We start from the raw sequence: 25,286 nt of genomic DNA, 5'->3' as shown, positions 1-25,286 counted from the left end.
TTTTTTGTCGCTACAATGTTTCATTTGTGTTTCACGTTTCGTTTCGATGAAACACATGAGCTGTCGAAGCTGCGCCAAGTCCTTGATCCATAAGGAATGCCGGACTGGCACGCCACTTGCATTGGTAGGTGGGTATTCGATCAACGCATCATTCGAAAGGTATAAGCATGAGCCACCACTCCGCCGGCGCCGCGTTCCGCAAGGCCGTCCAGGAAGAAACCCCGCTGCAGGTCATCGGCGCCATCAATGCCAACCATGCGCTGCTGGCCAAGCGCGCCGGCTACCGCGCCATCTACCTGTCGGGCGGCGGCGTCGCTGCCGGCTCCCTCGGCCTGCCGGACCTCGGCATTTCTAGCCTGGAAGACGTCCTGATCGACGTGCGCCGCATCACCGACGTGTGCGACCTGCCGCTGCTGGTCGACATCGACACCGGTTTCGGCGCCTCGGCGTTCAACGTCGCGCGCACCGTGCGCTCCCTTGAAAAGGCCGGCGCCGCCGCCTGCCACATCGAGGACCAGGTCGGCGCCAAGCGCTGCGGTCATCGTCCGGGCAAGGAAATCGTCAGCAAGGACGAGATGGTCGACCGCGTCAAGGCCGCCGCCGACGCGCGTACCGACGAGGACTTCGTGATCATGGCGCGCACCGATGCGCTGGCCGTGGAAGGACTGGACGCTGCCATCGAACGCGCTATTGCCTGCGTGGAAGCCGGCGCCGACATGATCTTCCCCGAAGCGATGACCAGCCTGGAGATGTATAAACAGTTCGCCGATGCCGTCAAGGTGCCGGTGCTGGCCAACATCACCGAGTTCGGCGCGACCCCGCTGTTCACGCTGGACGAACTGCGCAGCGCGAATGTGAGCATCGCCCTGTACCCGCTGTCGGCCTTCCGCGCCATGAACAAGGCGGCCGAGAACGTCTACAACGCGATCCGCCGCGACGGCACCCAGCAGAACGTGCTGGACACGATGCAGACCCGCGCCGAACTGTACGACCGCATCGACTACCACAGCTACGAACAGAAACTGGACGCGCTGTTCGCCCAGAAAAAGACCAAATAATCCAGCCTCAGGAGATCCCACGCATGAGCACCCAGAACAACGAGACCCCAACGTTCAAGCCGAAGAAATCGGTGGCCCTGTCCGGCGTCGCCGCCGGCAATACCGCGCTGTGTTCGGTCGGCAAGACCGGTAACGACCTCCACTACCGCGGCTACGACATCCTGGACGTCGCCACCACCTGCGAATTCGAAGAGATCGCCTACCTGCTGGTGCACGGCAAGCTGCCGACCCAGGCGGAACTGAAGGGCTACAAGGCCAAGTTAAAAATGCTGCGCGGCCTGCCGCAGGCAGTCAAGAGCGCACTGGAAGCGCTGCCGGCCGGCGCCCACCCGATGGACGTGATGCGCACCGGCGTGTCGGTGCTGGGCTGCACCCTGCCGGAAAAGGATGACCACAACGTGCCCGGCGCGCGCGACATCGCCGACCGCCTGATGGCGTCCTTCGGTTCGATGCTGCTGTACTGGTACCACTTCAGCCACAGCGGCAAGCGCATCGACGTCGAGACCGACGACGATTCGATCGGCGGCCATTTCCTGCACCTGCTGCACGGCGAAAAGCCGCGCGAATCCTGGGTGCGCGCGATGCACACCTCGCTGATCCTGTACGCCGAGCACGAGTTCAACGCCTCGACCTTCACCTCGCGCGTGATCGCCGGCACCGGCTCGGACATCCACTCGGCCATCACCGGCGCGATCGGCGCGCTGCGCGGCCCGAAGCACGGCGGCGCCAACGAAGTCGCGCTGGAGATCCAGAAGCGCTACGAGAACGCCGACGAGGCCGAAGCCGACATCCGCAACCGCGTGGCCAACAAGGAAGTCGTGATCGGCTTCGGCCACCCGGTGTACACCATCAGCGACCCGCGCAACGTGGTGATCAAGGAAGTGGCGCGCACGCTGTCGCAGGAAGCCGGCTCGATGAAGATGTTCGACATCGCCGAGCGCCTGGAATCGGTGATGTGGGAAGTCAAGAAGATGTTCCCGAACCTGGACTGGTTCTCGGCCGTCTCGTACCACATGATGGGCGTGCCGACCGCCATGTTCACGCCGCTGTTCGTCATCTCGCGCACCTCCGGCTGGGCCGCGCACATCATCGAGCAGCGCATCGACAACAAGATCATCCGCCCGAGCGCGAACTACGTGGGTCCGGAAGACCTGCAGTTCGTGCCGATCGCGGACCGCAAGTAAGGACAGTACCGCTAGCCTGAAGACCGTCGTACCGGCGAAGGCCGGTACCCAAGTTTTGCTTGAATAGCCTGCACACAAAATTGGATCCCGGCCTGCGCCGGGATGACGGCTCGGAGGATAGCTAAACAATCAGGCGCTATCGAGCTTCATCATGATGAACACCAACCACCGCAAACCCCTCCCGGGCACCTCGCTGGACTACTTCGACACGCGCGCCGCGGTCGAGGCCATCCAGCCCGGCGCCTATGACACGCTGCCCTACACCTCGCGCGTGCTGGCCGAGAACCTGGTCCGCCGCTGCGACCCGGCCAGCATGACCGACGCCCTCAGGCAGATCATCGAACGCAAGCGCGACCTCGACTTCCCGTGGTTCCCGGCGCGCGTGGTCTGCCACGACATCCTCGGCCAGACCGCGCTGGTCGACCTGGCCGGCCTGCGCGACGCCATCGCGGAGCAGGGCGGCGACCCCGCCATGGTCAATCCGGTGGTCCCGACCCAGCTGGTCGTGGACCATTCGCTGGCCGTCGAGTGCGGCGGCTTCGATCCGGACGCCTTCGCCAAGAACCGCGCCATCGAGGACCGCCGCAACGAAGACCGCTTCCACTTCATCGAGTGGACCAAGAAGGCCTTCCGGAACGTCGATGTGATCCCGCCGGGCAACGGCATCCTGCACCAGATCAACCTCGAGCGCATGTCGCCGGTGATCCAGTCCGAACAGGGCGTGGCCTATCCGGACACCCTGGTCGGCACCGATTCGCACACCCCGATGGTCGACGCCCTGGGCGTGATCGCGATCGGCGTGGGCGGCCTGGAAGCCGAAAGCGTCATGCTCGGCCGCGCCTCGTACATGCGCCTGCCGGACATCGTCGGCGTCGAGCTGACCGGCAAGCCGCAGCCCGGCATCACCGCCACCGACATCGTGCTGGCGCTGACCGAGTTCCTGCGCAAGTCGAAAGTCGTCTCGGCCTACCTCGAGTTCTACGGCGAGGGAGCCTCGGCACTGACCCTGGGCGACCGCGCCACCATCTCGAACATGGCGCCGGAATTCGGCGCCACCGCGGCGATGTTCTACATCGACGAGCAGACCATCAAGTACCTGCGCCTGACCGGCCGCGAGGAAGAGACCGTGCAACTGGTCGAAGCCTATGCCAAGGAAGCCGGCCTGTGGGCCGACAGCCTCAAGACCGCCCAGTACGAGCGCGTGCTGTCGTTCGACCTGTCGTCCGTGGTGCGCAACATCGCCGGTCCGTCGAACCCGCACAAGCGCGTGCCGACCTCGGAACTGGCCGAGCGCGGCATCGCCGCCCAGGTGGACAACGCCCCGGGCCTGATGCCGGACGGCGCCGTGATCATCGCGGCGATCACCAGCTGCACCAACACCAACAACCCGCGCAACATGATCGCGGCCGGCCTGATCGCCCGCAACGCCAACCGTGCGGGATTGATGCGCAAACCCTGGGTCAAGAGCTCGCTGGCGCCGGGTTCCAAGGCCGTGGCCCTGTACCTGGAAGAGGCCGGCCTGATGCCGGAACTGGAAAAGCTGGGCTTCGGCGTGGTCGCCTTTGCCTGCACCACCTGCAACGGCATGAGCGGCGCGCTGGATCCGACCATCCAGCAGGAGGTCATCGAACGCGACCTGTACGCGACCGCCGTCCTGTCGGGCAACCGCAACTTCGACGGCCGCATCCACCCCTACGCCAAGCAGGCCTTCCTGGCCTCGCCGCCGCTGGTGGTGGCCTATGCGATCGCCGGCAGCATCCGCTTCGACATCGAGAAGGACGTGCTGGGCACGGACGCTTCGGGCAAAGAAATCCGCCTGGCCGACCTGTGGCCGTCGGACGAAGAGATCGATGCCGTGGTGGAGAGCAGCGTCAAGCCGGAGCAATTCCGCAAGGTCTACACGCCGATGTTCGCGCGCGTCGTGGACGACGGCGAGAAGGTCAGCCCGCTGTACGACTGGCGCCCGCAGAGCACCTACATCCGCCGCCCGCCGTACTGGGAAGGCGCGCTGGCTGGCGAGCGCACTTTGGCCGGCATGCGTCCGCTGGCGGTCCTGGGCGACAACATCACCACCGACCACCTGTCGCCGTCGAACGCGATCCTGCTCGATTCGGCCGCCGGCGAATACCTGGCGAAGATGGGCCTGCCGGAAGAAGACTTCAATTCCTACGCCACCCACCGCGGCGACCACCTGACCGCGCAGCGCGCCACCTTCGCCAACCCGACGCTGAAGAACGAGATGGTGCGCGATGCCATGGGCAACGTGAAAGCCGGCTCGCTGGCGCGCGTCGAGCCGGAAGGCCTGGTTACCCGCATGTGGGAAGCGATCGAGACCTACATGGAGCGCAAGCAGCCCCTGATCGTGATCGCCGGCGCCGACTACGGCCAGGGCTCGTCGCGCGACTGGGCGGCCAAGGGCGTGCGCCTGGCGGGCGTGGAAGCGATCGTGGCCGAAGGCTTCGAACGCATCCACCGCACCAACCTGGTCGGCATGGGCGTGCTGCCGCTCGAGTTCAAGCCGGGCGTGAACCGCCTGACGCTCGGCATCGACGGCACCGAGACCTTCGACGTGCTTGGTGAACGTACCCCGCGCACCGACCTGCTACTCGTGATCCACCGCAAGAACGGCGAGCGCGTCGAGGTCCCGGTGACCTGCCGCCTCGACACCGCGGAGGAAGTGGCGATCTACGAGGCGGGCGGGGTGCTGCAGCGCTTCGCGCAGGATTTCCTCGAGTCGTCGGTTCCGAAAGTCGCCGCGTAATTGCGAACGTGATTTGAACGCGCGGTCGGCGTTGCCGACCGCGCGTTCAACCAGCGTTTGCATGGCCAAACAAGGATTCATATGGCACACACCCCCCAAATCAAAATCCCCGCCACCTATATGCGCGGCGGCACCAGCAAAGGCGTGTTCTTCCGCCTGCAAGACCTCCCGGAAGCCGCGCGCGTGCCCGGCCCGGCGCGCGACGCGCTGCTGTTGCGCGTGATCGGCAGCCCCGACCCCTACGGCAAGCAGATCGACGGCATGGGCGGCGCCACCTCCAGCACCAGCAAGGCCGTGATCGTCGCCAAGAGCGACAAGGCCGACCATGACGTCGACTACCTGTTCGGCCAGGTCTCGATCGACAAGCCTTTCGTCGACTGGAGCGGCAACTGCGGCAACCTGTCCTCGGCAGTCGGCTCCTTTGCCATCGCCAGCGGCCTGGTCGACCCGGAACGCGTGCCGCAGGACGGCATGGCGACTGTGCGCATCTGGCAGGCCAACATCGGCAAGACCATCATCGCCCACGTCCCCGTGACGAACGGCGAAGTGCAGGAAACCGGCGACTTCGAACTCGACGGCGTGACCTTCCCGGCGGCCGAGGTGCAACTCGAGTTCCTCGACCCGGCGGCCGAGGAGGAGGGCGCCGGTGGGTCGATGTTCCCGACCGGAAACCTGGTGGACGAGCTGGACGTCCCGGGTGTCGGACGGCTGCAGGCGACCATGATCAACGCCGGCATCCCGACCATCTTCGTCAATGCCGAAGCGATCGGCTACACCGGCACGGAGCTGCAGGACGCCATCAACGGCGACCCGCGCGCGCTGGCCATGTTCGAGACCATCCGCGCCCACGGCGCCCTGCGCATGGGCCTGATCGCCAGCATCGAGGAAGCGGCCAAGCGCCAGCACACGCCCAAGGTGGCCTTCGTGGCGAAACCGGCGAACTACGTCTCCTCGAGCGGCAAACAAGTGAACGCGGGCGACGTCGACCTCCTGGTGCGCGCGCTCTCGATGGGCAAGCTGCACCACGCGATGATGGGCACGGCGGCGGTGGCAATCGGCACCGCCGCCGCGATCCCCGGCACCCTGGTCAACCTGGCGGCCGGTGGCGGCGCGCGCAGCGCAGTGCGCTTCGGCCATCCTTCCGGGACCCTGCGGGTGGGAGCGGAGGCGGTGCAATCGAAGGGCGAATGGAGCGTTGCCAAAGCGATCATGAGCCGCAGCGCACGCGTGCTGATGGAAGGATGGGTCCGCGTCCCGGGCGATTATTTCGAAGAAGCTTGAAGTAAGTCGCCTGCATGATTGATGGGCCGTAACAACACGGCCCATCTTTTGTGCCTCTTAGTTTTGGAACAAGGAGACTTTGTGGTTTATGATTTCTAAATGGCAAGTTAGCCGAGAGACAATCAGGAACCATGGACCGACACTCCGGCGAGCTCCAGCTCGCAGCAGGCAGCGCTTCTACTGACCAGGCGCTGGCGCCTGATGCCCGCGATCTCGAACACGAGATGCTGCGCATCGCCCTGCGCGACCAGCACGCCATCCTGGAAAACGCGCCGGTCGGCATCGTCTTCACGCTGCCCGGCCAGTTCAAGTCCTGCAATCCGCGCATCTGCGAGATGCTCGACTATTCCTACTCCGACATGTGCGGCCTGCGTCCGGCCGACATCTTCCTCACCCCCGACGATTACCAGGCGCTGGTTGCCGAAGCCTATCCGGTGCTGGCCGCCGGCGGCCTGTACGAAAAGGGCGAGCAAGCCTTCCGTCGGCGCGACGGCTCGATCATGTGGGCGCGCCTGCGCGGCCGCGCGGTCGACCCCGGGGCGCGCGAGGCCGGCACCATCTGGATCGCCGAGGACGTGACCGACGTGCGCCAGACGCTGTTCGAGGTGCGGGCGATCATGCAGAACGCCACGATCGGCATCATGTACACGCGCAACCGCATCATCCAGCGCTACAACCCGGCCTTCTCCAGGATGTTCGGCTACCGCGACGGCGAGGCGCTGGGCCGCTCGACCCGCATCGTCTACCCGGACGACCAGTCCTGGCACGACTTCGGCGCGACCGCCTACCCACAGCTGGCGCGCGGCATTCCCTACCGCGCCGAGACCGAGATGGTGCGCAAGGACGGCTCGCGCATCTGGGGCCAGCTCAACGGCTATCTGTTCAATCCCGAAGACCCGGGACTCGGCACGATCTGGCTGTTCGAGGACCGCACCCGCGAGCGTCACGACGAGATCCAGCTGCGCAATGCGCTGATGGAGAACCGCGCCATCCTCGACAACGCGGTGCTGGGCATCGCGGTGGTCGAGGACGGCGTCACCCTGCATTGCAACAGCAAGATGGAAGAGCTGTTCGGCAGTCCCGCCGGCGGCATGGACGGCACCCCGGTGCGCGCCCTGTACCCGGACGAGACCAGCTGGAAGCTGGCGCGCCTCGACACCGCGCGCAGTTTCGGCGCAGGGCAGGTGCACACGGCGGAATACCTGATGGCGAGGCGCGACGGCACGCCGTTCTGGGCGCGCCTGTCGGGTCGCCTGTTCGATGCCGACCAGAAGAGCGGGCGCAGCGTCTGGCTGATCGACGACGTCACCGCGCGGCGCGAAGCGGCCGACGCGATCCGGCGCGCGCGCGACGAGCTCGAGATCCGGGTGGCGGAGCGCACCGCCGAACTGGCCGGAGCCAACGCCTTGCTGCAGGAAGAAATCGCCGAACGGCGCCAGGCCGAGGCGCGGGTGCACCACATGGCCTATCACGACAGCCTGACCGGGCTGCCGAACCGCGCGCTGCTGTCCGACCGGCTCGAGTGCGCATTGCGCGCGGTGCGCCGGAACACTGAGCGCAACGCGAAGGATGGCAAAGGGCGGCTGGCCGTGATGTTCCTCGACCTCGACCGCTTCAAGACCATCAACGATTCGCTCGGCCACGCCACCGGCGACCAGCTGCTGCGCGAGGTCGCGCGGCGCCTGGGCACGGCGGTGCGCGACAGCGACACCGTGGCGCGCCTGGGCGGCGACGAGTTCGTGGTGCTGCTGCCGGAGGTCGGCGGCGCGCGCGACTGCGCGCAGGTGGCCGACAAGATCATCGACCTGCTGGCCACTCCGTACCCGTTCGAGGGCCGCAGCCTGCACATCACGCCCTCGATCGGCATCTGCTTGTGCCCCGACGACGGCGACGACGTCGACACCCTGATGCGCCATGCCGACGCGGCGATGTACCACGCCAAGGCGGCGGGCCGGAACAACTACCAGTTCTTCGACCAGCGCATGAACCAGGCGGCGGCGCGCCGCTTCGAGCTCGAATCGCAGCTGCGCGGGGCGCTCGCGCGCGAGGAATTCGAGCTGCACTACCAGCCCATCATCGACACCGCCACGCGCCGCCTGCACGCCCTCGAGGTGCTGCTGCGCTGGCGCCGCGACGGAGAGAATGTGGTGGGGCCGGACGAATTCATCCCGATCCTGGAAGAGAACGGGATGATCGTGCCGGTAGGGGAGTGGGTGGTCCAGAGCGCCTGCGAGCAGTGCATCGCCTGGCAGCGTCAGGGCTTGCTTGCGGTGCCGCTGGCGATCAACCTGTCGGCGCGCCAGTTCATGCACGACGGACTGGTGTCTTCGATCCGGCGCATCGTCGGCGAGACCGGCATCGACCCCGCGCTGGTCGAATTCGAACTCACCGAAACCGCGCTGATGCAGCATGGCGGGCGGACGCTCGACATCCTGCGCCAGATCAATGGCATGGGCATGTGCCTGTCGATCGACGACTTCGGCACCGGCTATTCGAGCCTGGCTTACCTGAAGCGCTTCCCGGTCCGCAAGATCAAGATCGACCGCGCCTTCGTGCGCGAGCTCGAGGCCAGTGCGGAAGACCGCGCCATCGTGGCGGCGGTGATGGCGCTGGCCAACAGCCTGGGGCTGTCGGTGGTGGCCGAAGGCGTCGAGACGGAAGGGCAGCTCGCGCTGCTGGGCGGCTACGGCTGCCAGTTCGCGCAGGGCTACCTGTTCGCGCGGCCGCTGCCGGCCCTGGAGGCGGCGCGGCTGCTGGCCGCTTCAGTCGCTTAGGGTCGCCACGACCGGGGCATGGTCCGACGGCTGCTCCCACTTGCGCGTCTCGCGGTCGATGTGGCAGGCGGTGCAGCGTTTTGCCAGTGCCTCGGTGAGCAGGATATGGTCGATGCGCAGCCCGCGGTTGCGGCGGAAGGCCAGGTTGCGGTAGTCCCACCAGCTGTACTGCTTCTCGGGTTGTTCGAACAGGCGGAAGGCATCCGTCAAGCCGAGCGCCATGAATTCTTGCAGCGCCGCGCGTTCCGGCGGGGTGAAGTGGATGTGGTTTTCCCATTCGGCCGGATCATGCACGTCGCGCGCTTCCGGGGCGATGTTGTAGTCGCCCAGCACGGCCAGCTCTGGAAACCTGCGCATTTCCTCGGCCACCCAGGTGCGCAGACCTTCCAGCCAGGCCATCTTGTAGGCGAATTTGTCGCTGCCGATTTCCTGTCCGTTCACCACATAGGCGCAGATGATGCGCATGCCGGCGATGGTCGCGGCGATCAGGCGCTGCTGCTCGTCCTCGAAATGGGGGTTGCCTTTCTGGACGTCCTCGATCGGATGCTTCGAGAGGATCGCCACGCCGTTATAGGTTTTCTGGCCGGCAAAAACGACCTGGTAGCCGGCGGCATTGATCTCGGCCAGCGGGAATTTGTCGTCGGTGAGCTTGGTCTCCTGGATGCACAGGACGTCGACCGGATTGGCTTCCAGCCAGGTGAGCAGGTGCTGGAGGCGGACTTTCAGCGAATTGACATTCCAGGTGGCTATTCTCATTACGTAGTTCTTCCTATTTATCCATGGGGGGCCGCGCCGTTAGCGGTGTTGCGGCCGGCATGATACGCGATCGAGTATTCGTCCGGCCGACTTCAATGTTATTTACTAAGCCGGATACTACTCGTAAGGCATAAACACGTGGTGCAGTGATGTCGATCGTTTTTACAGTGCATTCAACATCAGATCATAAACTTATTGTAATTCAAGAACTTGCTCTTCTGGCATGGCTATTGCTTAGTAACAATTTCCAATAAACAGGGAGTCAAACAATGTTCAAGCGCCTTGCCTTGTCGCTCGCAATGTTGTGCATAGGGACCGCCAGCGCTTCAGCGACAACGATCACCATCAATCTCGACGGCTTTGCCCATGGCACCGAGATTCGAGATTATTTCAACGGCGGAAGAGATAGTTTGAATCGGGTGGGGGGCGACAACTATGGACTGAGTTTTAACGGAGGGAGCATCAAGCACACGCCGCTTGGCGCTTACTACACCGGTACCACCTTGAACATCAACGGCAGCCTCCTGAGTTCTATTCTTGGCACTGAGCAGTACTATGTCTCGTTCAGCGCGGGTCGCTATGATGTGGACGGCGGTTTCATGTCCGTTCGATATGACGATGACAGCATGGATATGTTCTGGATATCGGGAAACGGCAACCCGTACTGCGGAATCATGCCCGGGGCATGCGACTTTCCCCATCATGGAACGATGAGCGGGTATGTTGCTTATCCTTATGGAATAAGGGAAATCACATCAAAGATCAGCAGTATCAGTTTCGCGGTCAATCGCCTGGATAATATCCAGATCCATTCGTATACGCCGGGCACTGCGCTGTATCGCCCGCCTCACTTCATGGGTAGTTACGAAACCGCGCGCGATATTCCCGAGCCTGCTTCGGTGCTGCTGCTTGGTGTCGGAGCGCTTGCGATGCTGACGCGACGGAGAAATCCCGCCCGGACCGTCCGCACAGCCGCGTAACCTGGAACGACCCGGGCAGCCACTGCACCTGGACATCTTGAAGAGTGCTCGACTGCCTGGTAGCAAAGATATGACAGTTGTATTTATGTTCGTTTGTGAGTCATTGTTGTTACGTACGCACTACTATTGCGAGTTATGCAAGGGCATATGTTAGAATAACTTAATAGATTAATAAAGAAGTTGGCAAATTTATGCTGTGCGGGCTGTAAAAATGTTCGCAAAAGAATTAAACTAGCGCCGAAGCATTTAACACTGTTTCTGTGTGGAATATAACAATTGCGTTACGGCAACTAACGCTGTACTATTTGCACACCTGGAAACAAGTTCGGTTGCCGCGTGCACGCTCAATCGTGCGAGCATGTTGGCAAGGTGCAAAATGGTACTATTCGAAACCTTGCTTTTTCGATAGCAAATGAACCCGAACGCCGATTTACAAAGGACTGAAATGCGCAATGCATTCGAAGCGTGGGCCCAACGCGAAGGCCACATTACGCGCCGCCGCGAAGACAAGCCCGAGGAATACCTCGTCTATGAAACCCAGCGCCGCTGGGTGATCTGGCAGGCTGCCCTGACGCACGGCGCCAAGGCTGCGGCCGAGGCGCCGTCGAAGTTCGCCAAGGAAGGCGAGCAAAAACCTGCAGTCACGCAGGACGAAGCCGCGGTGCGCAACCGCGTGCTCAACGAAGTGCTCGACGCCTTCAGCGAGCTGGATGAAGCCGCCGGCATGGAAGGCGTGCTGAAGGTCATCCAGGGCCTCAAGAAGAAGCAGAAGACCCTGGAAGAGACCAAGGCCTGAGTTGGCGGCGGCACGGCGCTACCGCCATTACAAGGGCGGCATCTACGAGCTGGTCTGCGAAGCCGTCATGGAAGCGGACCACACGCCCGTGATGGTCTACTGCGGCCAGGACGGCGCCGTCTGGGTGCGCCCGCGCGCCGCCTTCTTCGAGAGCGTCAGCGTCGATGGCGTGGCCATGCCGCGCTTTTCCGTCATCGGGGACGAATAGCGTCCTGCCCTTCAGGATACGCTCTTGCCTGCCGTTAATGGGGCATACAGTATTTCTGGTAGGCCCCCATGTCGCGTTTTTCCCGCTTTTCTTACCCATTCCTGCTCGCAGCGCTCGTTCTGGGCGGCTGTGCCACCGTGTCCGATGCGCCGCTGCAGCAGCAGGTCGAACTGCACGCCGTGCTCGATTACCAGGAAGTCGGCGGGGTAGGCTGCCTGCTGAGCAATAATCTCGGGCGCTGGTTCGTGGTGGCGCCCGGACGCGTCACCATCGCGCGCAGCGCCGAGCCCCTGGTCGTCAGCTGCAAGAAGGCGGGCCTGGGGACGGGGCAGGAAGCATTCGGGTCGCGCCCCGATGCGATGAGCCTGATGGGCAATGTGGTGATCAGTGCCGGGATGGGATTTGCGGTGGACAAGTATTCGGGCGCCAGCTGGTCGTATCCCGCCAACCTGACCGTGTTGATGACGCCGGCGAAGCCGCCCGAGGAACTGGCGGCGGCCGAGCGGGTCCAGAGCGCCGTGTTCTAAGACACTAAATGAAACAGCCCCGCATGCGGGGCTGTTTTTCTTGGTGAAATAATATTTCATCCCAGCGCCCCGATGAAAGAATATTTCATCAGGGCGCTCTTGCGTATTACACGCGGTTCATCAGGAAGGTGGTCAGGAGCGGCACCGGACGGCCGGTCGCGCCCTTGTTCGCGCCCGACTTCCAGGCGGTGCCGGCGATGTCCAGGTGGGCCCAGGTGTACTTGCGGGTGAAGTTCTCCAGGAAGCAGGCCGCGGTGATCGAGGCCGCGCCCGGGGTGCCGATGTTGGCCAGGTCGGCGAAGTTCGACTTCAGCTGCTCGTTGTAGTTCTCGCCCAGCGGGAAGCGCCATGCCACGTCGCCGGCCTGCTTGCCGGCGTCCAGCAGCTCCTGGGCCAGCGCGTCGTGCGCGTCGTCGTGGCGGGTGAACAGGCCGCTGGTGTGGTGGCCCAGGGCCACGATGCAGGCGCCGGTCAGCGTCGCGACGTCGACCACGGCGGCCGGCTTGAAGCGCTCGGCGTAGGTGAGGGCGTCGCACAGGATCAGGCGGCCTTCGGCGTCGGTGTTCAGGATCTCGATGGTGAGGCCGTTCATCGAGGTCACGATGTCGCCCGGCTTGCTTGCGCGGCCCGACGGCATGTTTTCGCTGGCCGCCACGATGCCGATCACGTTCAGCTTGAGATTCATCTCGCCGATCGCGCGGAAGGTGCCCAGCACCGAGCCGGCGCCGCACATGTCGTACTTCATCTCGTCCATGCCCGGACCCGGCTTGAGCGAGATGCCGCCGGTGTCAAAGGTGATGCCTTTGCCGACCAGCACGGTCGGTGCATCCTTCTTGTTGCCGCCCATGTGCTTGAGCACGATGAACTTCGGCGCTTCGTCGCTGCCCTTGGCCACCGACAGGAAGCTGCCCATCTTCAGCGCCTCGAGCTGCTTGCGTTCCAGGACTTCGATCTCGAAGCCATACTCGTCCGCCAGCTGGCGCGCGGTATTCGCGAGGTAAGTCGGCGTGCAGACGTTCGGCGACAGGTTGCCCAGTTCCTTGGTCAGGGCCATGCCGTTCGAAATGGCGACGGCCTGGGCCAGGGTGCCCTTGAGCTGGGTGGCGGCGTTGGCGGCGTCGGCGGCGATGACGATCTTGCGCACGCCTGCCAGGGCCGGATCCTTCTTGCTCTTCTGGGTATCAGTTCTGTGTTCGGTCTCATTGGCGGCGATCACCAGTGCACGCACCGCCCAGTTGACGTCGCGGTCTTTCACATCCGCCAGCGGGAATGCGATAATGGCATCCTGGCTGCCCAGGGTGGCGAACACCTTCAGGCTTGCTGCGATCGCGGTGCTGTAGTTCTTTTCGCTCAAGGCATCGGCCGTGCCCATGCCCACCAGCAGCACGCGTGCCGCGCCGACGCCTTTCACGCCGCGCAGCAGCAGGGTCGAACCGGCCTTGCCGCTGATGTCGCCGGACTTGAGCGCCGCGGTGATGTCGCCGCCGGCATCCAGGGCCTTGGCAGCCTGCGACAGGGTCTTGTTTTCGAACACGGCAACCGCCACGACGCCGGCTTTCGCAGCGGCCAGGGTGGTCTTGGTGTCGAATGCTTTTATGCTAAAGTCCATTTTTGATTCTCCGGTTTGATTTCGCGGCGCATTTGCATACTCATGTGCCTAACCTGCAATTATAGCTATTATTGAATGATCTTTCGACGCGCCCTGCAACGTGAATTGGCCAGTTCGGCCGGCGCCACCTTTACGGTGCTGTTCACGATCCTTGTCACCTGGACGCTCATCAAAGTCCTCGGCACGGCCGCCGGCGGCAAGGTCGATCCAAGCGATGTCCTGGCCCTCATCGGTTTCGCCATCCTCAATTACCTTCCCACCATCCTGACCCTCACCGTCTTCATTTCGGTGCTGGCCGCGGTCACGCGCAGCTACCGCGATTCCGAGATGGTCGTCTGGTTCGCGTCCGGCACCTCGCTGATGCGCTGGATCCGGCCCGTGCTCACCTTCGGCCTGCCGATCGTGGCCGTGGTGGCCGCGCTGTCGCTGGTGGCGGCGCCATGGGCCGCGCTGAAGCGCGCCGAGTTCGTGGAACGCTTCCAGAAGCGCGAAGACCTCAAGCGCGTGGCGCCCGGCCAGTTCCGCGAATCCTCGTCCGCCGACCGCGTGTTCTTCGTCGAACGCTCCACCACCGGCGCCACCGTGGTGCAGAACGTGTTCGTCAATTCGCAGGACAAGAACGGCAATACCTCGGTCGTCGTCGCCAAGGAAGGCGTGATCGAGTCGGATCCCAAGGGCGGCCAGTACCTGGTGCTGAGCAATGGCCGGCGCTATTCCGGCACCCCGGGGCAGGCCGACTTCCAGTCGATGGAGTTCGACCGCTACAAGATGCGCGTCGCCACCCGGGTGCCCGTGCTCGGCACCGACACGCCCACCAACGCCTTGCCCACCGCGGTGCTGCTGCAGGTCGAGAACCAGTACACCCGCGCCGAACTGCTGGCGCGCATCTCGGCGCCGGTCATCTGCCTGGTGCTGATGCTGCTGGCGATCCCGCTCGGCTTCGTCAACCCGCGCGCCGGCAGTTCGGCCAACATGATCCTGGCGCTGCTGATTTTCTTCACTTACTTAAACCTGAACAAGATGATGGAGAAGAGCGTCCAGCGCGGCAGGCTCGAATTCGACATGGCCTGGTGGCCGCTGCACCTGGCCGCCGCGCTCACGGTGGCGGTGCTGTTCGCCTGGCGCCTGAACGTCAACCACCGCTGGCATCCGCTGGCGCTGCTGGGCGCCTGGAAGCGCCGCCGGCGCGGGCAGGGCAAGGCCCCGGCTCCCCAGCCGCTGGCGAAGGTGGAGGCCGAATGAGCATCCTGCAACGCTATTTCGCGGTCAACATCCTGCAGGCGGTCGCCTTCGTGGCGGTCGCCTTCCTCGCCCTGATCTCCTTCATGGACCTGACCGCCGAGCTGCCTTCGGTAGGCAAGGGCGGCTACGAATTCGAGCATGCGGTGATGTACGTGCTGCTGCTGGTGCCGGGCAACGTCTACCAGGTGATGCCGGTGGCGGCCCTGATCGGCACCATCTACACGATGGCGCAGTTCGCCTCGAGCTCCGAGTTCACCATCATGCGCGCCTCCTCGATGTCGACGCGCATGGCCGGCTGGATGCTGTTCAAGGTCGGCCTCGTGCTGGTGCTGGTCACCTTCATCTTCGGCGAGCTGATCACGCCGCGCACGGCGCCGATGGCCGAGCGCGTGCGCCTGGCGGCGAAGGGCTCGACCATGTCGGCCGAGTTCCGCTCGGGCATGTGGACCAAGGACAGCATCCATGCCGAGGGCGTCAAGGGCCCGGTGATCGGCACGCGCTTCTTCAACGTGCGCCAGGTCCGTTCCGACGGCCAGCTGGTCGACGTGCGCCTGTACGAATTCGACGCCAACATGCGCATGCGCGCCCTGATCACCGCCAGCAGCGGCAGCTACCGCGGCAACAATACCTGGCGCCTGCTTGGTGTCACCGAGACCATGTTCTCCAACAGCCGCGTGCTGCCCGCGCCGGGCACGCCGGTGCCGCAGGGGCAGTCGATTGCCGCCACCTTCGGCCAGGACACCTCCGCCGTCGCTACCCGCAAGTTTGAGACCCTCGACCTGGCCTCGGAGATCACTCCCAAGATCCTGTCGGTGTCGCGTTCCGACCCGGAGCGCATGTCGGCCAACGAACTGGCCGTCTACACGCGCCACCTGGCGGAAAACCGCCAGGAGACCGGGCGCTTCAAGGTGGCGTTCTGGAAGAAGCTCATCGATCCGCTGTCGATCCTGGTGCTGATGGCGCTGGCGCTGCCTTTCGCCTACCTGCACACGCGCAGTGGCGGCGTGAGCCTCAAGATCTTTGTAGGCATCATGATCGGCGTCGGCTTCCTGCTGCTGAACGCCTTGTTCTCGAACCTGGGCGTCCTGACCGCGCTGCCGGCCTTCTTCACGGCGGCCGCACCGAGCCTGTTGTTCCTGCTCTTGGCGATCGGCGCCCTGATGTGGGTGGAAAGACACTGATGAAACGCGCACTCGTCCTGTTTGCACATGGCGCGCGTGCCCAATCCTGGGCCGCGCCTTTCGAACGCCTTCGCGAGCAGTCGCAGAGCAGGGTACCCGGCGTGCCGGTGCGCCTGGCCTTCCTCGAACTGATGGAACCGCGCCTGCCTGCCGCCATCGATGCGCTGGTGGGCGAGGGCGTCGACGAGATCACGGTGGTGCCGGTGTTCCTGGGCCAGGGCGGGCACCTGTTGCGCGACCTGCCGCAGCTGGCGGACGGCATCCGCGCCGCGCATCCGGGCCTGCGCCTGGAAGTGGCCGGTGCGATCGGCGAAGACCCGCAGGTACAGGCGGCCATGACCGACTATTGCATCCGCGCGCTCGGGTAAAACATTTTTGCCGTCCTGTCCAGTTTTGTGCTGATAAAGCACTAACAGGCTTGGCAAAGCCGGCAATATTACGTTGGTTTTCCGCCATATTGCCGCATGGAATTTAATTTCCGTCTTTAAATACTGGTTTCCGTAGGGCATCATCGTTTCTGTTCCGTGCCGCGCACCCCCTGCGCGGCCAGCTTTCAGAAACCTGCCGCCCATGAGCACCGATACCACCGATTACGCCCCAGTCGGCATCCTCGACGACCGCGATGTCCTGTTCACCACCCTGCGCAGCGGCGAGCTCGCCGCCACGCTGACCCCGATCGACTGGGGCCTGCCGACCGGCGGACGCTGGGTCATCGATGGGCAGTCGGTGCCGGGCCTGTTCTCGATCTCCTACAACCCGGCGACCGACACCACAGCGCGCCTGATCGTTAACAACGCGGCACTGCTGCCGGCCGCCGGCAGCGGCGTGGCGGTCACCGTGCATTACTATGACCGCAACCAGATCGACGGCTACGGCAATCCGCTGCCGGGCAAGGGTATCGCCGAGACGCTGGTGTACAACGTGGAAGCGGGCAGCTCGCGCGACCTGGCCGGCTTCGGCAGCGAGTTTGCCCTCGGTGCGGCGGCGCCTTCCGCCAACCCCGAACTGGCGACGTTGTCGACGGGCGCGTTCATCGCGGTCTGGCAGGCGCCGAACGGCAGCGTGGTGGGGCAGCTGCGCAGCGCCAGCGGCGCCGCACAGGGGCAGGTCATCGCCATCAGCTCGACGGGCGACGGCGCGGTGGAAGGCGCGCCCGCGGTGGCCGCGCTGGCGGACGGACGGTCGGTGGTGGCCTACACCAGCACCGACGGCTTTGGCACCCGCATCGCCTACCGCGTCCTCGACGCCACCGGCAAGCCGGGGGCCGAAGTCGTGGTCGGCGCCGCCGGCCTTGACACGGCCATGCCCGACGTGACCGCATTGCGCGACGGCTCCTTCGCGGTCGCCTGGCGCAGCGGCGGGCAGGTGCACGTGCGCAGCGCCGATGCCAACGGCAACCCGCATGGCGGCGAGCAGGTCTACGGCACGCTGGGGACGGCCTTCAGCCCGAGCATCGCCGCCGGCGCCGGCGGCTACGTCGTCACATGGGGCGAGCTGGGCGACGGCAACGTCTATGCAGCGCAGGCCGGCGGCGCGACCATCCTGGTGAGCGGCGACGGGCTGGCCGCCAGCATCGCCACCGCGGCCCCGCAGCCGAGCGTCACCGTGCTGGCCGGGGGCGGCTTCGTGGTGACCTGGGACAGCTATGCGAATTCCCCGTGGGGTTTCGCGAGCAGCGACATCTTCTTCCAGCGCTTCGACGCCGCCGGCAATCGCCTGGGCGACATGACGCAGGCCAACCTGGATGGCGGCGGCGGCCGCTTCGAGGCCAGCACGGTCGCGCTGGCCGACGGCGGCTTCCTGATCGCATGGCAGAGCGGGAGCGGCGACTTCGACGGCAACGGCGTCTTCGGCCGGCGCTTCGGCGCCGACGGCAGCGCACTCGATGCGCGCGAATTCGGGATCAACGAAATGCGCCAGGGCGACCAGGCCAACCCGGTCCTGAGCGCACTCGCCGGTGGCGGATTCGCCGCCGCCTGGATCGATACCCAGGCCGATGGGACGGTGCAGGTCGAGGCCCGCGTGCTGGCCGGGATCGAGCCGCCGCCGATGGTCTCCGCACCGGCGACGGGCACGGCGCCGGAACCAGTCCCGGCTCCAGCGCCGGCCCCAGTTCCAGCGCCGGCCCCAGTTCCAGTGCCGGCTCCGGCTCCGGCTCCAGCGCCAGCGCCAGCTCCAGCTCCAGCTCCAGCTCCAGCTCCAGCTCCAGCGCCGGCCCCCACGCCGTCCCCGGGTTCGGGCAGCACGGGCACCACTACCGGCAGCGGCTCCTCCATCGCTCCCACGGTGAGCGGCAGCGATGGCGCGAACCTGATCAAGGCGATGGCGGGCAACCAGAAAATCGACGGCCTCGGCGGCATCGACACGATCGAGTACGGCAGCTACAAGAGCCTGTTCGACATCGCGCGCACTGCAAGCGGCACGACCGTCGTGGATCGCTTCGGCGCCGGCGGCACCGACACGCTGGTGAACGTCGAGCGCCTGAAGTTCGCCGACGTCTCGGTGGCGCTGGATATCGAAGGCACTGCCGGCCAGGCCTATCGCCTGTACCGGGCAGCCTTCGACCGCGCGCCTGACAAGGAGGGCGTGGGCTACTGGATCAAGATGATGGACGCGGGCGTGACGCTGGAGCAGGTGGCGGCGGGCTTCGCCGGCAGCGACGAATTCAAAAGCCTGTACGGCGCCAACGCGAGCGACGCGCAGTTCGTGGGACTCCTGTACAACAACGTCCTGCACCGGAGCGCCGAAGGCGCGGGCTACGATTACTGGATGAAGGCGCTGACCGAACTGCACACCCCGCGCGAGCAGGTGCTGGCCTTCTTCAGCGAGAGCGCCGAGAACCAGGCGCAGGTGATCGGGGCGATCCAGAACGGAATCGAGTTCATGCCCTACGTCTGATGTTCGCGCCTGGCGAGCGCCTCGCCGAGCATCACCAGCACCGGTCCGTGGCCCGGCTCCAGGCCGCGGGCCAGGTCCGATAAAGTCAGGCGCAAGATCCGTTCATCCGCCCGGCTGCAGTTTTCCACCACGACGACAGGCAGGTCCGGCCGCCGCCCTTCGGCCAGCAGGCGCTCGGCGGTGGCCGCGGCTTCGCGCCCGCCCATGTACTGCACCAGGGTGTCGGTCTCGGGCAGGGCAGGGTGATCGGGCTGGTCCGGCGCGGTGCTGGACGTGAAGAAGGCGACGCTGCGCGCCACGCCGCGCTTGGTCAGCGGCTGCAGGGTAGCTGCTGCCGCCGCAACCGCGGTCGTGATGCCGGGGACGACTTCGACCTCGATGCCGGCCGCTTCCAGCGCACGCAGTTCTTCGTCGGCGCGCCCGAACAGCATCGGATCGCCACCTTTCAAGCGCACCACTTGCCGGAACTTGCCGGCGCATTCGACCAACTGCTGGTTGATGATGGTTTGCGCGGTGGAGCGCTGGCCCGAACGCTTGCCGACGGAGATCAGCTCCGCCTGGCGGCACAAGGCCAGCATCTCGGGCGTGACGAGGGCGTCGTAGAGCACGACGTCGGCCTGCTCCAGCAGGCGCGCGCCGCGTACGGTGATGAGGTCGGCGGCACCGGGTCCGGCTCCTACCAGATAGACTTTCCCCAGTGCCGCCATACGCTTCCTTCGCTTATTGATCCAGACGGATCATACCCGCTGCGACGGTCTGGTGGGTGACTTCATCGATCAGGATGAAGGCGCCCGTTGCGCGGTTGTCGCAATAGGCGTCGGCCGCCAGCGGCTGCTGGACTGAGAGCTGCACGGTGGCGATGTCGTTCAGCTTCAGGCCTTCTGCCGCGTGGCGTTGCTGGGTGTTGACGTCCAGGATGCTGTCGACCTGCTTCACCTTGGCGCCGGTCTGGCGGGTGCCGTGCTTGATCCAGTACTTGCGGCGCGCATCCAGCGGCTCGTCTGACATCCAGCACACGTCCGCCACCACCTGCTTCAAGAGGGTCGCCGGCTGCTCGGCGCCGGCGAGCAGGTCGCCGCGCGAGATGTCCAGGTACTCGTTCAGCAGCAGGGTCACCGACTGGCCGGCCACGGCCGATTGCAGGGAAGCGTCGAAGGTGACGATCTCCTTGACGGTCGCCTGCTGGCCCGAAGGCTGCACCACCAGCTTGTCGCCGACCGAAACCTTGCCTGATTCGATGCGACCCATGTAGCCGCGGAAGTCATTGGCTTCGTGGCCGTTGTGGCGCGCCACCAGTTGCACCGGGAAGCGGAACGGGGCGGCGTGCGATTCGTCGTACACCGACAGGCCTTCCAGCAGCTCGATCAGGGTCGGGCCCTGGTACCAGGACATGCGCTCGGAGGCGAGCACCACGTTGTCGCCGCTGAGTGCCGACAGCGGGATCGCGGTCACGTCCTTCAGGCCCAGCGATTGGGCGAACTCGCCGTAGGCGGCAACGATGCGCTCATACACGGCCTGGTCGTAGTTCACCAGGTCCATCTTGTTGACGGCCACGATCACGTGCTCGATCTGCAGCAGCTTGGCGATGGTCGAGTGGCGCTTGGTTTGCGTGAGCAGCGTCACGCTGCCGTCGTCGCCCAGTTTCACTTTCGAGACGTCCACCAGGATGATCACGGCGTCCGCGGTCGAGGCGCCGGTCACCATGTTGCGGGTGTACTGCTCGTGGCCCGGGGTGTCGGCGATGATGAACTTGCGCTTCGGGGTGGCGAAGTAGCGGTAGGCCACGTCGATGGTGATGCCCTGTTCGCGCTCGGCTTCGAGGCCGTCGGTCAGCAGCGACAAGTCGATGGTGTCGCCCACGGTGCGCTTGTGCTTCGAGCGCGAGACGGCGGCCAGCTGGTCGGCGAAAATGCCCTTGCTGTCGTACAGCAGGCGGCCGATCAGGGTGCTTTTGCCATCGTCCACCGAGCCGGCGGTGATGAAGCGGAGCATGCCGCTTTGATTGAGGTTGTCGGTCATGGCGTTCATCAGAAATATCCTTGCTTCTTGCGCTTTTCCATCGAGGCTTCGGAGGTCTGGTCGTCCATCCGGGTCGCGCCGCGTTCGGTCACTTCGGTGACGGCGGTTTCGGCGATGATGTTCTCCACGGTGCTGGCGGTGGAAGCCACCGGGCAGGTGCAGGAGATGTCGCCCACGGTGCGGAAGCGCACGGTGCGGGTCTCGACCTGCTCGCCTTCGCGGGCCGGGGTCAGCGGGGTGAGCGGCACCAGCAGGCCGTTACGCGGGATCACCTGGCGCTCGTGGGCGAAGTAGATCGGGGGCAGGGCCAGCTTTTCGCGGGCGATGTACTGCCACACGTCCAGCTCGGTCCAGTTCGAGATCGGGAACACGCGCATGTTCTCGCCCGGGTGGACGCGGGTGTTATACAGGTCCCACAATTCCGGACGCTGGGCCTTCGGGTCCCACTGGCCGAATTCGTCGCGGAAGGAGAAGATGCGCTCCTTGGCGCGCGCCTTTTCCTCGTCGCGGCGGGCGCCGCCGATGCAGGCGTCGAAACCGTGTTCGGCGATGGTCTCCAGCAGCGTTACCGCCTGAGCCGCGTTGCGCGAATCGGTGGCCGGATTGCGCAGCCGCACGGTGCCGCGCCGGATCGACTCCTCGACCGAGCCGACGATCAGGCGCTCGCCCAGTTCCGCCACACGGGCGTCGCGGAAGGCGATCACTTCGTCGAAGTTGTGGCCGGTGTCGATGTGCACCAGCGGGAAGGGGAATTTACCCGGGCGGAAGGCCTTTTCCGCCAGGCGCAGCAGGACAACCGAATCCTTGCCGCCCGAGAACAGCAGGGCAGGGTTGCTGCATTCGGCCGCCACTTCGCGCAGGATGTGGATGGCCTCGGATTCGAGGGCGTCGAGGTGGCGCGCATTCACGTCGGTGAGCACGCCCGGGTTGTCGAATACTGTCGTCATGTTGTTTTGCCTTAGCTATGGCTGCGATGCGGTGGCGCTTACGCAGCCACGGATTTGATGCGAATGAGTTTGCCGTCGACCAGGTGCAGGCCGCATTCCTTCGATTCGGGGTTTTCCCACCACCAGCGGCCGGCGCGCACGTCCTCGCCCGGCTGGACCGCGCGGGTGCAAGGCTCGCAGCCGATCGACGGATAGCCGCGGTCGTGCAGGGCGTTGTAGGGCACCTCGTTGGTGCGCAGGTACTCCCACACGTTCTCCTCAAGCCAGTCGGCCAGCGGGTTGAACTTCTGCATGCCATGGGCGGAGTCAAACTCCTGCACCGCCAGTTCGGCGCGCGTGGTCGACTGGGCGCGGCGCTGGCCGGTGATCCAGGCCTGCTTGCCGGCCAGGGCACGCCCCAAGGGCTCGACCTTGCGCACGCGGCAGCATTCCTTGCGCATCTCGACGCTGTCGTAGAAGGCGTTCAGGCCGTTCCGCGCCACGTAGGCTTCCACCGCTTCCGGCTGCGGCTTGAACAGGGCGATATCAATGCCGTAGGTCTCGCGTACGCGATTGAGCATGTCGAGGGTCTCGGCGTGCAGACGGCCGGTCTCGAGCGAGAAGATCCCGATCGGCAGCTTCGCTTTGAGGATCAGGTCGGTCAGGACCATGTCTTCGGCCGCCAGGCTCGATGCGAACACGGCGGGCGAGTGATCGCGGGCGATGCGCGCCAGGATGGCGTTCGTTTCTTCGACGCGGCGGTGCAGGTCGCTCATGGTGGTTCCTTGAATGCTTCCTTAGATGCCGGCGCCGACGTCGGTCAGTTCCGGCGGCGTGCCGCGCGGCGCACGGCGGAACAGCGGCAGCGGCTGGTCGACCGAGGCCTGGTAGGTTTCCGAAAACACGGTCAGGCCCTTGAGCGCGTCGTGGATGCTGCGGTCCTGGCGGGTGGCGAAGGCATCGAAGCCGACGCGCGACAGGGGCCACAGCTGGTCGCGCAACACGTCGCCGATCGCGCGCAGCTCGCCGTTGTAGCCGAGGCGCTTGCGCAGGTTGAAGGCGGTCGAGTAGCCACGGCCGTCCGAGAACTTCGGGAAATCCACGGCGATCACGCCAAAGCGCGACAGGTCGTCCTTGATGGCGGCGGCCCCCTCGTCCGGCGCCAGCCAGACGCCGATCTCGCTGCGGCCGGACAGCGCGGCGCGCTGCGCCTGCCACACGCCCAGCGGCACGATGAACTTGCCTTGTGGGACTTCGACGGATTCCGGCGTTTCGCCCTCTAGCAGGCGCAGCACGCTCCAGTCGTCCTCGACCACTTCGCGGTGTTTGATGATCTGCTTGTGCAGGACGAAATTAGGCATAGTGGTCTTCCCCAACCAGTTCGCCCGCCGCGATCGGCGTGGCATAGACATGTTCCTTGAACGGCGCGATGCCGAGGCGCTGCACGGTGTCGACGAAACGTTCGCCTTCATAGCGCTCGCGCACATAGACTTCCAGCAGGCGGCCGACCACTTCCGGCATCTGCAGCGCCGAGAAGGACGGGCCGATGATCTTGCCGATCGCCGAATTATTGCCCTGCGAGCCGCCGATCGACACCTGGTACCACTCGCTGCCGTCCTTGTCGACGCCGAGGATGCCGATGGCGCCCACGTGGTGGTGGCCGCAGGCGTTGATGCAGCCCGAGATGTTCAGTTCGATGTCGCCGATGTCGTGCTGGAAGTCGAGGTTGTCGAAACGCTCTGCAATCGCCGCCGCGATCGGGATCGACTTGGCATTCGCCAGCGAGCAGAAGTCGCCGCCCGGGCAGGCGATGATGTCGGTCAGCAGGCCGATGTTCGGCGTCGCCAGGCCCTTGGCCTTGGCCAGCTGCCACAGCTCAAACAGCTTGCTCTGTTCGACGTCGGCCAGCACCAGGTTCTGCTCGTGGGTCACGCGCAGTTCGCCGAAGCTGTACTTGTCGGCCAGGTCGGCCACGAAGTCCATCTGCTCGGCGGTCGCGTCGCCCGGCGGCACGCCGGTTTTCTTGAGCGACAGCACCACGGCGGCGTAGCCCGGCACCTTGTGCGGCTTGACGTTGCGGTTGAGCCAGTTGGCAAAGGCGCGGTTGTCCGGATGCTGGGCGGTCGGATCGGTGTCTTCAAGCGTGGCGTAGGCGTGCGGCTGGAACCACTGGGCGACGCGGTCGAATTCGTCCTGGGTCAGGGTTTCCGGACCGTCCTTCAGGTCAGCCCATTCGGCTTCGACCTGGCGGGTGAATTCCTCGACGCCAAGGGCCTTCAGCAGGATCTTGATGCGGGCCTTGTACTTGTTGTCGCGGCGGCCGTGTTGGTTGTACACGCGCATCACGGCTTCGGTATAGGTCAGCAGGTGCTGCCAAGGCAGGAAGTCGCGGATGACCGAGCCCAGGATCGGGGTACGGCCCATGCCGCCGCCGGCCATGAACTTGAAGCCGACTTCGCCCGCATCGTTCTTCACGAGCGTGAGGCCGATGTCGTGGATGGCGATCGCGGCGCGGTCTTCGACGGCGCCGTTGATCGCCACCTTGAACTTGCGCGGCAGGGCGATGAACTCGGGGTGGAAGGTGCTCCACTGGCGCAGGATCTCGGCGAAGGGGCGCGGATCGATGATCTCGTCGGCCGCGACACCGGCAAATTCGTCGGTGGTGATGTTGCGGATGCAATTGCCTGAGGTCTGGATGGCGTGCATCTCGACCGAGGCCAGGTCTTCCAGGATGTTCGGAGTTTGCTCCAGCTCAATCCAGTTGTACTGGATGTTCTGGCGGGTAGTGAAATGGCCGTAACCACGGTCGTACTTACGAGCAATATGGGCGAACATGCGTATCTGTGCCGAGGACAACAGGCCGTAAGGCACGGCCACGCGCAGCATGTAGGCGTGGCGCTGCATGTACAGGCCGTTCTGGAGGCGCAGCGGGATGAATTCTTCTTCGGTCAACTCATCGGAGAGGCGGCGTTCCACCTGGCTGCGGTACTGCGCGATGCGTTCGCGCACGATGAGATGGTCGTAGTGGTCGTAGCGGTACATGGTCTCGTCCAGTGAGGGCAGACCTTGCAAACATTGTCCACCCG

The 25,286-nt window shown here is 65.1% G+C and carries 21 protein-coding genes; 13 read left to right on the top strand and 8 right to left on the bottom strand.

Annotated elements, in window-relative coordinates; all coding sequences use genetic code 11:
* The first annotated feature begins 167 nt into the window (after positions 1 to 167).
* The 5 genes from prpB (at position 168) to YWC_RS0115790 (ending at position 9,058) form a co-directional block, all read left to right on the top strand.
* The gene (gene prpB, locus YWC_RS0115810) at positions 168 to 1,058 is read left to right on the top strand and encodes a methylisocitrate lyase (protein WP_027866257.1); all 891 of its coding nucleotides are present in this window, start codon (positions 168 to 170) and stop codon (positions 1,056 to 1,058) included.
* A gap of 23 nt (positions 1,059 to 1,081) precedes the next feature.
* Entirely contained in the window at positions 1,082 to 2,242 is a 1,161-nt protein-coding gene (gene prpC / locus YWC_RS0115805; protein ID WP_027866256.1) for a bifunctional 2-methylcitrate synthase/citrate synthase, read from the top strand.
* A gap of 154 nt (positions 2,243 to 2,396) precedes the next feature.
* Entirely contained in the window at positions 2,397 to 5,003 is a 2,607-nt protein-coding gene (gene acnD / locus YWC_RS0115800) for a Fe/S-dependent 2-methylisocitrate dehydratase AcnD (RefSeq protein ID WP_027866255.1), read from the top strand.
* Positions 5,004 to 5,084: 81 nt separating this feature from the next.
* Positions 5,085 to 6,284 carry a 2-methylaconitate cis-trans isomerase PrpF gene (gene prpF, locus YWC_RS0115795; protein WP_027866254.1) on the top strand — a complete coding sequence of 400 codons (1,200 nt, stop codon included), beginning with the start codon at positions 5,085 to 5,087 and terminating at the stop codon, positions 6,282 to 6,284.
* A 131-nt stretch (positions 6,285 to 6,415) separates the two neighbouring features.
* Complete coding sequence (locus YWC_RS0115790) at positions 6,416 to 9,058, top strand: bifunctional diguanylate cyclase/phosphodiesterase (RefSeq protein WP_027866253.1); 2,643 nt, start codon at positions 6,416 to 6,418, stop codon at positions 9,056 to 9,058.
* On the opposite strand, the gene xth is transcribed toward YWC_RS0115790, so the two are convergent.
* Positions 9,047 to 9,814, bottom strand: a complete 768-nt coding sequence (gene xth, locus YWC_RS0115785; RefSeq protein WP_027866252.1) for an exodeoxyribonuclease III — start codon at positions 9,812 to 9,814, stop codon at positions 9,047 to 9,049. The two genes, YWC_RS0115790 and xth, sit on opposite strands and share 12 nt — an antisense overlap.
* A 269-nt stretch (positions 9,815 to 10,083) precedes the next feature.
* On the opposite strand from xth, the gene YWC_RS0115780 reads away from it, so the two are divergent.
* The 4 genes from YWC_RS0115780 to YWC_RS0115765 all read left to right on the top strand — a co-directional run bounded on the left by YWC_RS0115780 (position 10,084) and on the right by YWC_RS0115765 (position 12,325).
* Complete coding sequence (locus YWC_RS0115780) at positions 10,084 to 10,794, top strand: PEP-CTERM sorting domain-containing protein (protein ID WP_027866251.1); 711 nt, start codon at positions 10,084 to 10,086, stop codon at positions 10,792 to 10,794.
* A 445-nt stretch (positions 10,795 to 11,239) separates the two neighbouring features.
* Positions 11,240 to 11,590, top strand: coding sequence for a phiTE_015 family protein (locus YWC_RS0115775; RefSeq protein ID WP_027866250.1), 351 nt, complete (start codon positions 11,240 to 11,242; stop codon positions 11,588 to 11,590).
* A 1-nt stretch (position 11,591) separates the two neighbouring features.
* The gene (locus tag YWC_RS0115770; RefSeq protein ID WP_027866249.1) at positions 11,592 to 11,798 is read left to right on the top strand and encodes a DUF1653 domain-containing protein; all 207 of its coding nucleotides are present in this window, start codon (positions 11,592 to 11,594) and stop codon (positions 11,796 to 11,798) included.
* A gap of 68 nt (positions 11,799 to 11,866) precedes the next feature.
* Complete coding sequence (locus YWC_RS0115765) at positions 11,867 to 12,325, top strand: hypothetical protein (RefSeq protein WP_051306496.1); 459 nt, start codon at positions 11,867 to 11,869, stop codon at positions 12,323 to 12,325.
* A gap of 106 nt (positions 12,326 to 12,431) precedes the next feature.
* On the opposite strand, the gene YWC_RS0115760 is transcribed toward YWC_RS0115765, so the two are convergent.
* Positions 12,432 to 13,934, bottom strand: coding sequence for a leucyl aminopeptidase (locus tag YWC_RS0115760; RefSeq protein WP_027866247.1), 1,503 nt, complete (start codon positions 13,932 to 13,934; stop codon positions 12,432 to 12,434).
* 75 nt (positions 13,935 to 14,009) lie between these two features.
* Here YWC_RS0115760 and lptF point away from each other — a divergent pair, with 75 nt between their 5' ends.
* From lptF to YWC_RS31630, 4 genes are all read left to right on the top strand, one after another.
* On the top strand, positions 14,010 to 15,176 hold the full coding sequence (gene lptF / locus YWC_RS0115755; protein WP_051306495.1) for an LPS export ABC transporter permease LptF: 1,167 nt from the start codon (positions 14,010 to 14,012) through the stop codon (positions 15,174 to 15,176).
* Positions 15,173 to 16,357: an LPS export ABC transporter permease LptG gene (gene lptG, locus YWC_RS0115750; RefSeq protein ID WP_027866245.1), complete on the top strand. Its 1,185-nt coding sequence runs from the start codon at positions 15,173 to 15,175 to the stop codon at positions 16,355 to 16,357. Before lptF ends, lptG begins: the two co-directional genes overlap by 4 nt.
* Positions 16,357 to 16,725, top strand: coding sequence for a sirohydrochlorin chelatase (locus YWC_RS0115745; protein ID WP_036214555.1), 369 nt, complete (start codon positions 16,357 to 16,359; stop codon positions 16,723 to 16,725). Before lptG ends, YWC_RS0115745 begins: the two co-directional genes overlap by 1 nt.
* 202 nt (positions 16,726 to 16,927) lie before the next feature.
* Positions 16,928 to 19,255: a DUF4214 domain-containing protein gene (locus YWC_RS31630; RefSeq protein ID WP_027866243.1), complete on the top strand. Its 2,328-nt coding sequence runs from the start codon at positions 16,928 to 16,930 to the stop codon at positions 19,253 to 19,255.
* On the opposite strand, the gene cobA is transcribed toward YWC_RS31630, so the two are convergent.
* The 6 genes from cobA to YWC_RS0115710 are packed head-to-tail and all read right to left on the bottom strand — an operon-like array spanning position 19,246 to position 25,242.
* Entirely contained in the window at positions 19,246 to 19,962 is a 717-nt protein-coding gene (gene cobA / locus YWC_RS0115735) for a uroporphyrinogen-III C-methyltransferase (protein ID WP_027866242.1), read from the bottom strand. The two genes, YWC_RS31630 and cobA, sit on opposite strands and share 10 nt — an antisense overlap.
* 13 nt (positions 19,963 to 19,975) lie before the next feature.
* Complete coding sequence (locus tag YWC_RS0115730) at positions 19,976 to 21,283, bottom strand: sulfate adenylyltransferase subunit 1 (protein WP_027866241.1); 1,308 nt, start codon at positions 21,281 to 21,283, stop codon at positions 19,976 to 19,978.
* Positions 21,283 to 22,221, bottom strand: a complete 939-nt coding sequence (cysD, locus tag YWC_RS0115725; RefSeq protein ID WP_027866240.1) for a sulfate adenylyltransferase subunit CysD — start codon at positions 22,219 to 22,221, stop codon at positions 21,283 to 21,285. The genes YWC_RS0115730 and cysD overlap by 1 nt, the downstream gene beginning before the upstream one ends.
* Positions 22,222 to 22,259: 38 nt before the next feature.
* Positions 22,260 to 22,976, bottom strand: coding sequence for a phosphoadenylyl-sulfate reductase (locus YWC_RS0115720; protein ID WP_027866239.1), 717 nt, complete (start codon positions 22,974 to 22,976; stop codon positions 22,260 to 22,262).
* A 21-nt stretch (positions 22,977 to 22,997) separates the two neighbouring features.
* A complete protein-coding gene (locus tag YWC_RS0115715; RefSeq protein WP_027866238.1) occupies positions 22,998 to 23,561 on the bottom strand; it encodes a DUF934 domain-containing protein in 564 nt (187 codons plus the stop codon).
* On the bottom strand, positions 23,554 to 25,242 hold the full coding sequence (locus tag YWC_RS0115710; protein WP_027866237.1) for a nitrite/sulfite reductase: 1,689 nt from the start codon (positions 25,240 to 25,242) through the stop codon (positions 23,554 to 23,556). The genes YWC_RS0115715 and YWC_RS0115710 overlap by 8 nt, the downstream gene beginning before the upstream one ends.
* Positions 25,243 to 25,286 lie beyond the last annotated feature (44 nt).

Origin of the sequence: Massilia alkalitolerans DSM 17462 (assembly GCF_000427785.1) — a bacterium.
Lineage (GTDB): Bacteria > Pseudomonadota > Gammaproteobacteria > Burkholderiales > Burkholderiaceae_D > Telluria > Telluria alkalitolerans.
This window is presented reverse-complemented; position numbering and strand designations above follow the sequence as displayed.

What these genes read in the sequence shown, in the direction of transcription:
- YWC_RS31630 (WP_027866243.1), top strand. Translation starts at nt 16,928, where the DNA reads ATGAGCACCGATACCACCGATTACGCCCCAGTCGGCATCCTCGACGAC.
- xth (WP_027866252.1), bottom strand. Translation starts at nt 9,814, where the DNA reads ATGAGAATAGCCACCTGGAATGTCAATTCGCTGAAAGTCCGCCTCCAG.
- YWC_RS0115780 (WP_027866251.1), top strand. Translation starts at nt 10,084, where the DNA reads ATGTTCAAGCGCCTTGCCTTGTCGCTCGCAATGTTGTGCATAGGGACC.
- cobA (WP_027866242.1), bottom strand. Translation starts at nt 19,962, where the DNA reads ATGGCGGCACTGGGGAAAGTCTATCTGGTAGGAGCCGGACCCGGTGCC.
- YWC_RS0115720 (WP_027866239.1), bottom strand. Translation starts at nt 22,976, where the DNA reads ATGAGCGACCTGCACCGCCGCGTCGAAGAAACGAACGCCATCCTGGCG.
- YWC_RS0115745 (WP_036214555.1), top strand. Translation starts at nt 16,357, where the DNA reads ATGAAACGCGCACTCGTCCTGTTTGCACATGGCGCGCGTGCCCAATCC.
- cysD (WP_027866240.1), bottom strand. Translation starts at nt 22,221, where the DNA reads ATGACGACAGTATTCGACAACCCGGGCGTGCTCACCGACGTGAATGCG.
- acnD (WP_027866255.1), top strand. Translation starts at nt 2,397, where the DNA reads ATGAACACCAACCACCGCAAACCCCTCCCGGGCACCTCGCTGGACTAC.
- lptF (WP_051306495.1), top strand. Translation starts at nt 14,010, where the DNA reads ATGATCTTTCGACGCGCCCTGCAACGTGAATTGGCCAGTTCGGCCGGC.
- prpB (WP_027866257.1), top strand. Translation starts at nt 168, where the DNA reads ATGAGCCACCACTCCGCCGGCGCCGCGTTCCGCAAGGCCGTCCAGGAA.
- YWC_RS0115710 (WP_027866237.1), bottom strand. Translation starts at nt 25,242, where the DNA reads ATGTACCGCTACGACCACTACGACCATCTCATCGTGCGCGAACGCATC.
- YWC_RS0115775 (WP_027866250.1), top strand. Translation starts at nt 11,240, where the DNA reads ATGCGCAATGCATTCGAAGCGTGGGCCCAACGCGAAGGCCACATTACG.
- prpF (WP_027866254.1), top strand. Translation starts at nt 5,085, where the DNA reads ATGGCACACACCCCCCAAATCAAAATCCCCGCCACCTATATGCGCGGC.
- YWC_RS0115765 (WP_051306496.1), top strand. Translation starts at nt 11,867, where the DNA reads ATGTCGCGTTTTTCCCGCTTTTCTTACCCATTCCTGCTCGCAGCGCTC.
- YWC_RS0115715 (WP_027866238.1), bottom strand. Translation starts at nt 23,561, where the DNA reads ATGCCTAATTTCGTCCTGCACAAGCAGATCATCAAACACCGCGAAGTG.
- prpC (WP_027866256.1), top strand. Translation starts at nt 1,082, where the DNA reads ATGAGCACCCAGAACAACGAGACCCCAACGTTCAAGCCGAAGAAATCG.
- YWC_RS0115790 (WP_027866253.1), top strand. Translation starts at nt 6,416, where the DNA reads ATGGACCGACACTCCGGCGAGCTCCAGCTCGCAGCAGGCAGCGCTTCT.
- YWC_RS0115730 (WP_027866241.1), bottom strand. Translation starts at nt 21,283, where the DNA reads ATGAACGCCATGACCGACAACCTCAATCAAAGCGGCATGCTCCGCTTC.
- lptG (WP_027866245.1), top strand. Translation starts at nt 15,173, where the DNA reads ATGAGCATCCTGCAACGCTATTTCGCGGTCAACATCCTGCAGGCGGTC.
- YWC_RS0115760 (WP_027866247.1), bottom strand. Translation starts at nt 13,934, where the DNA reads ATGGACTTTAGCATAAAAGCATTCGACACCAAGACCACCCTGGCCGCT.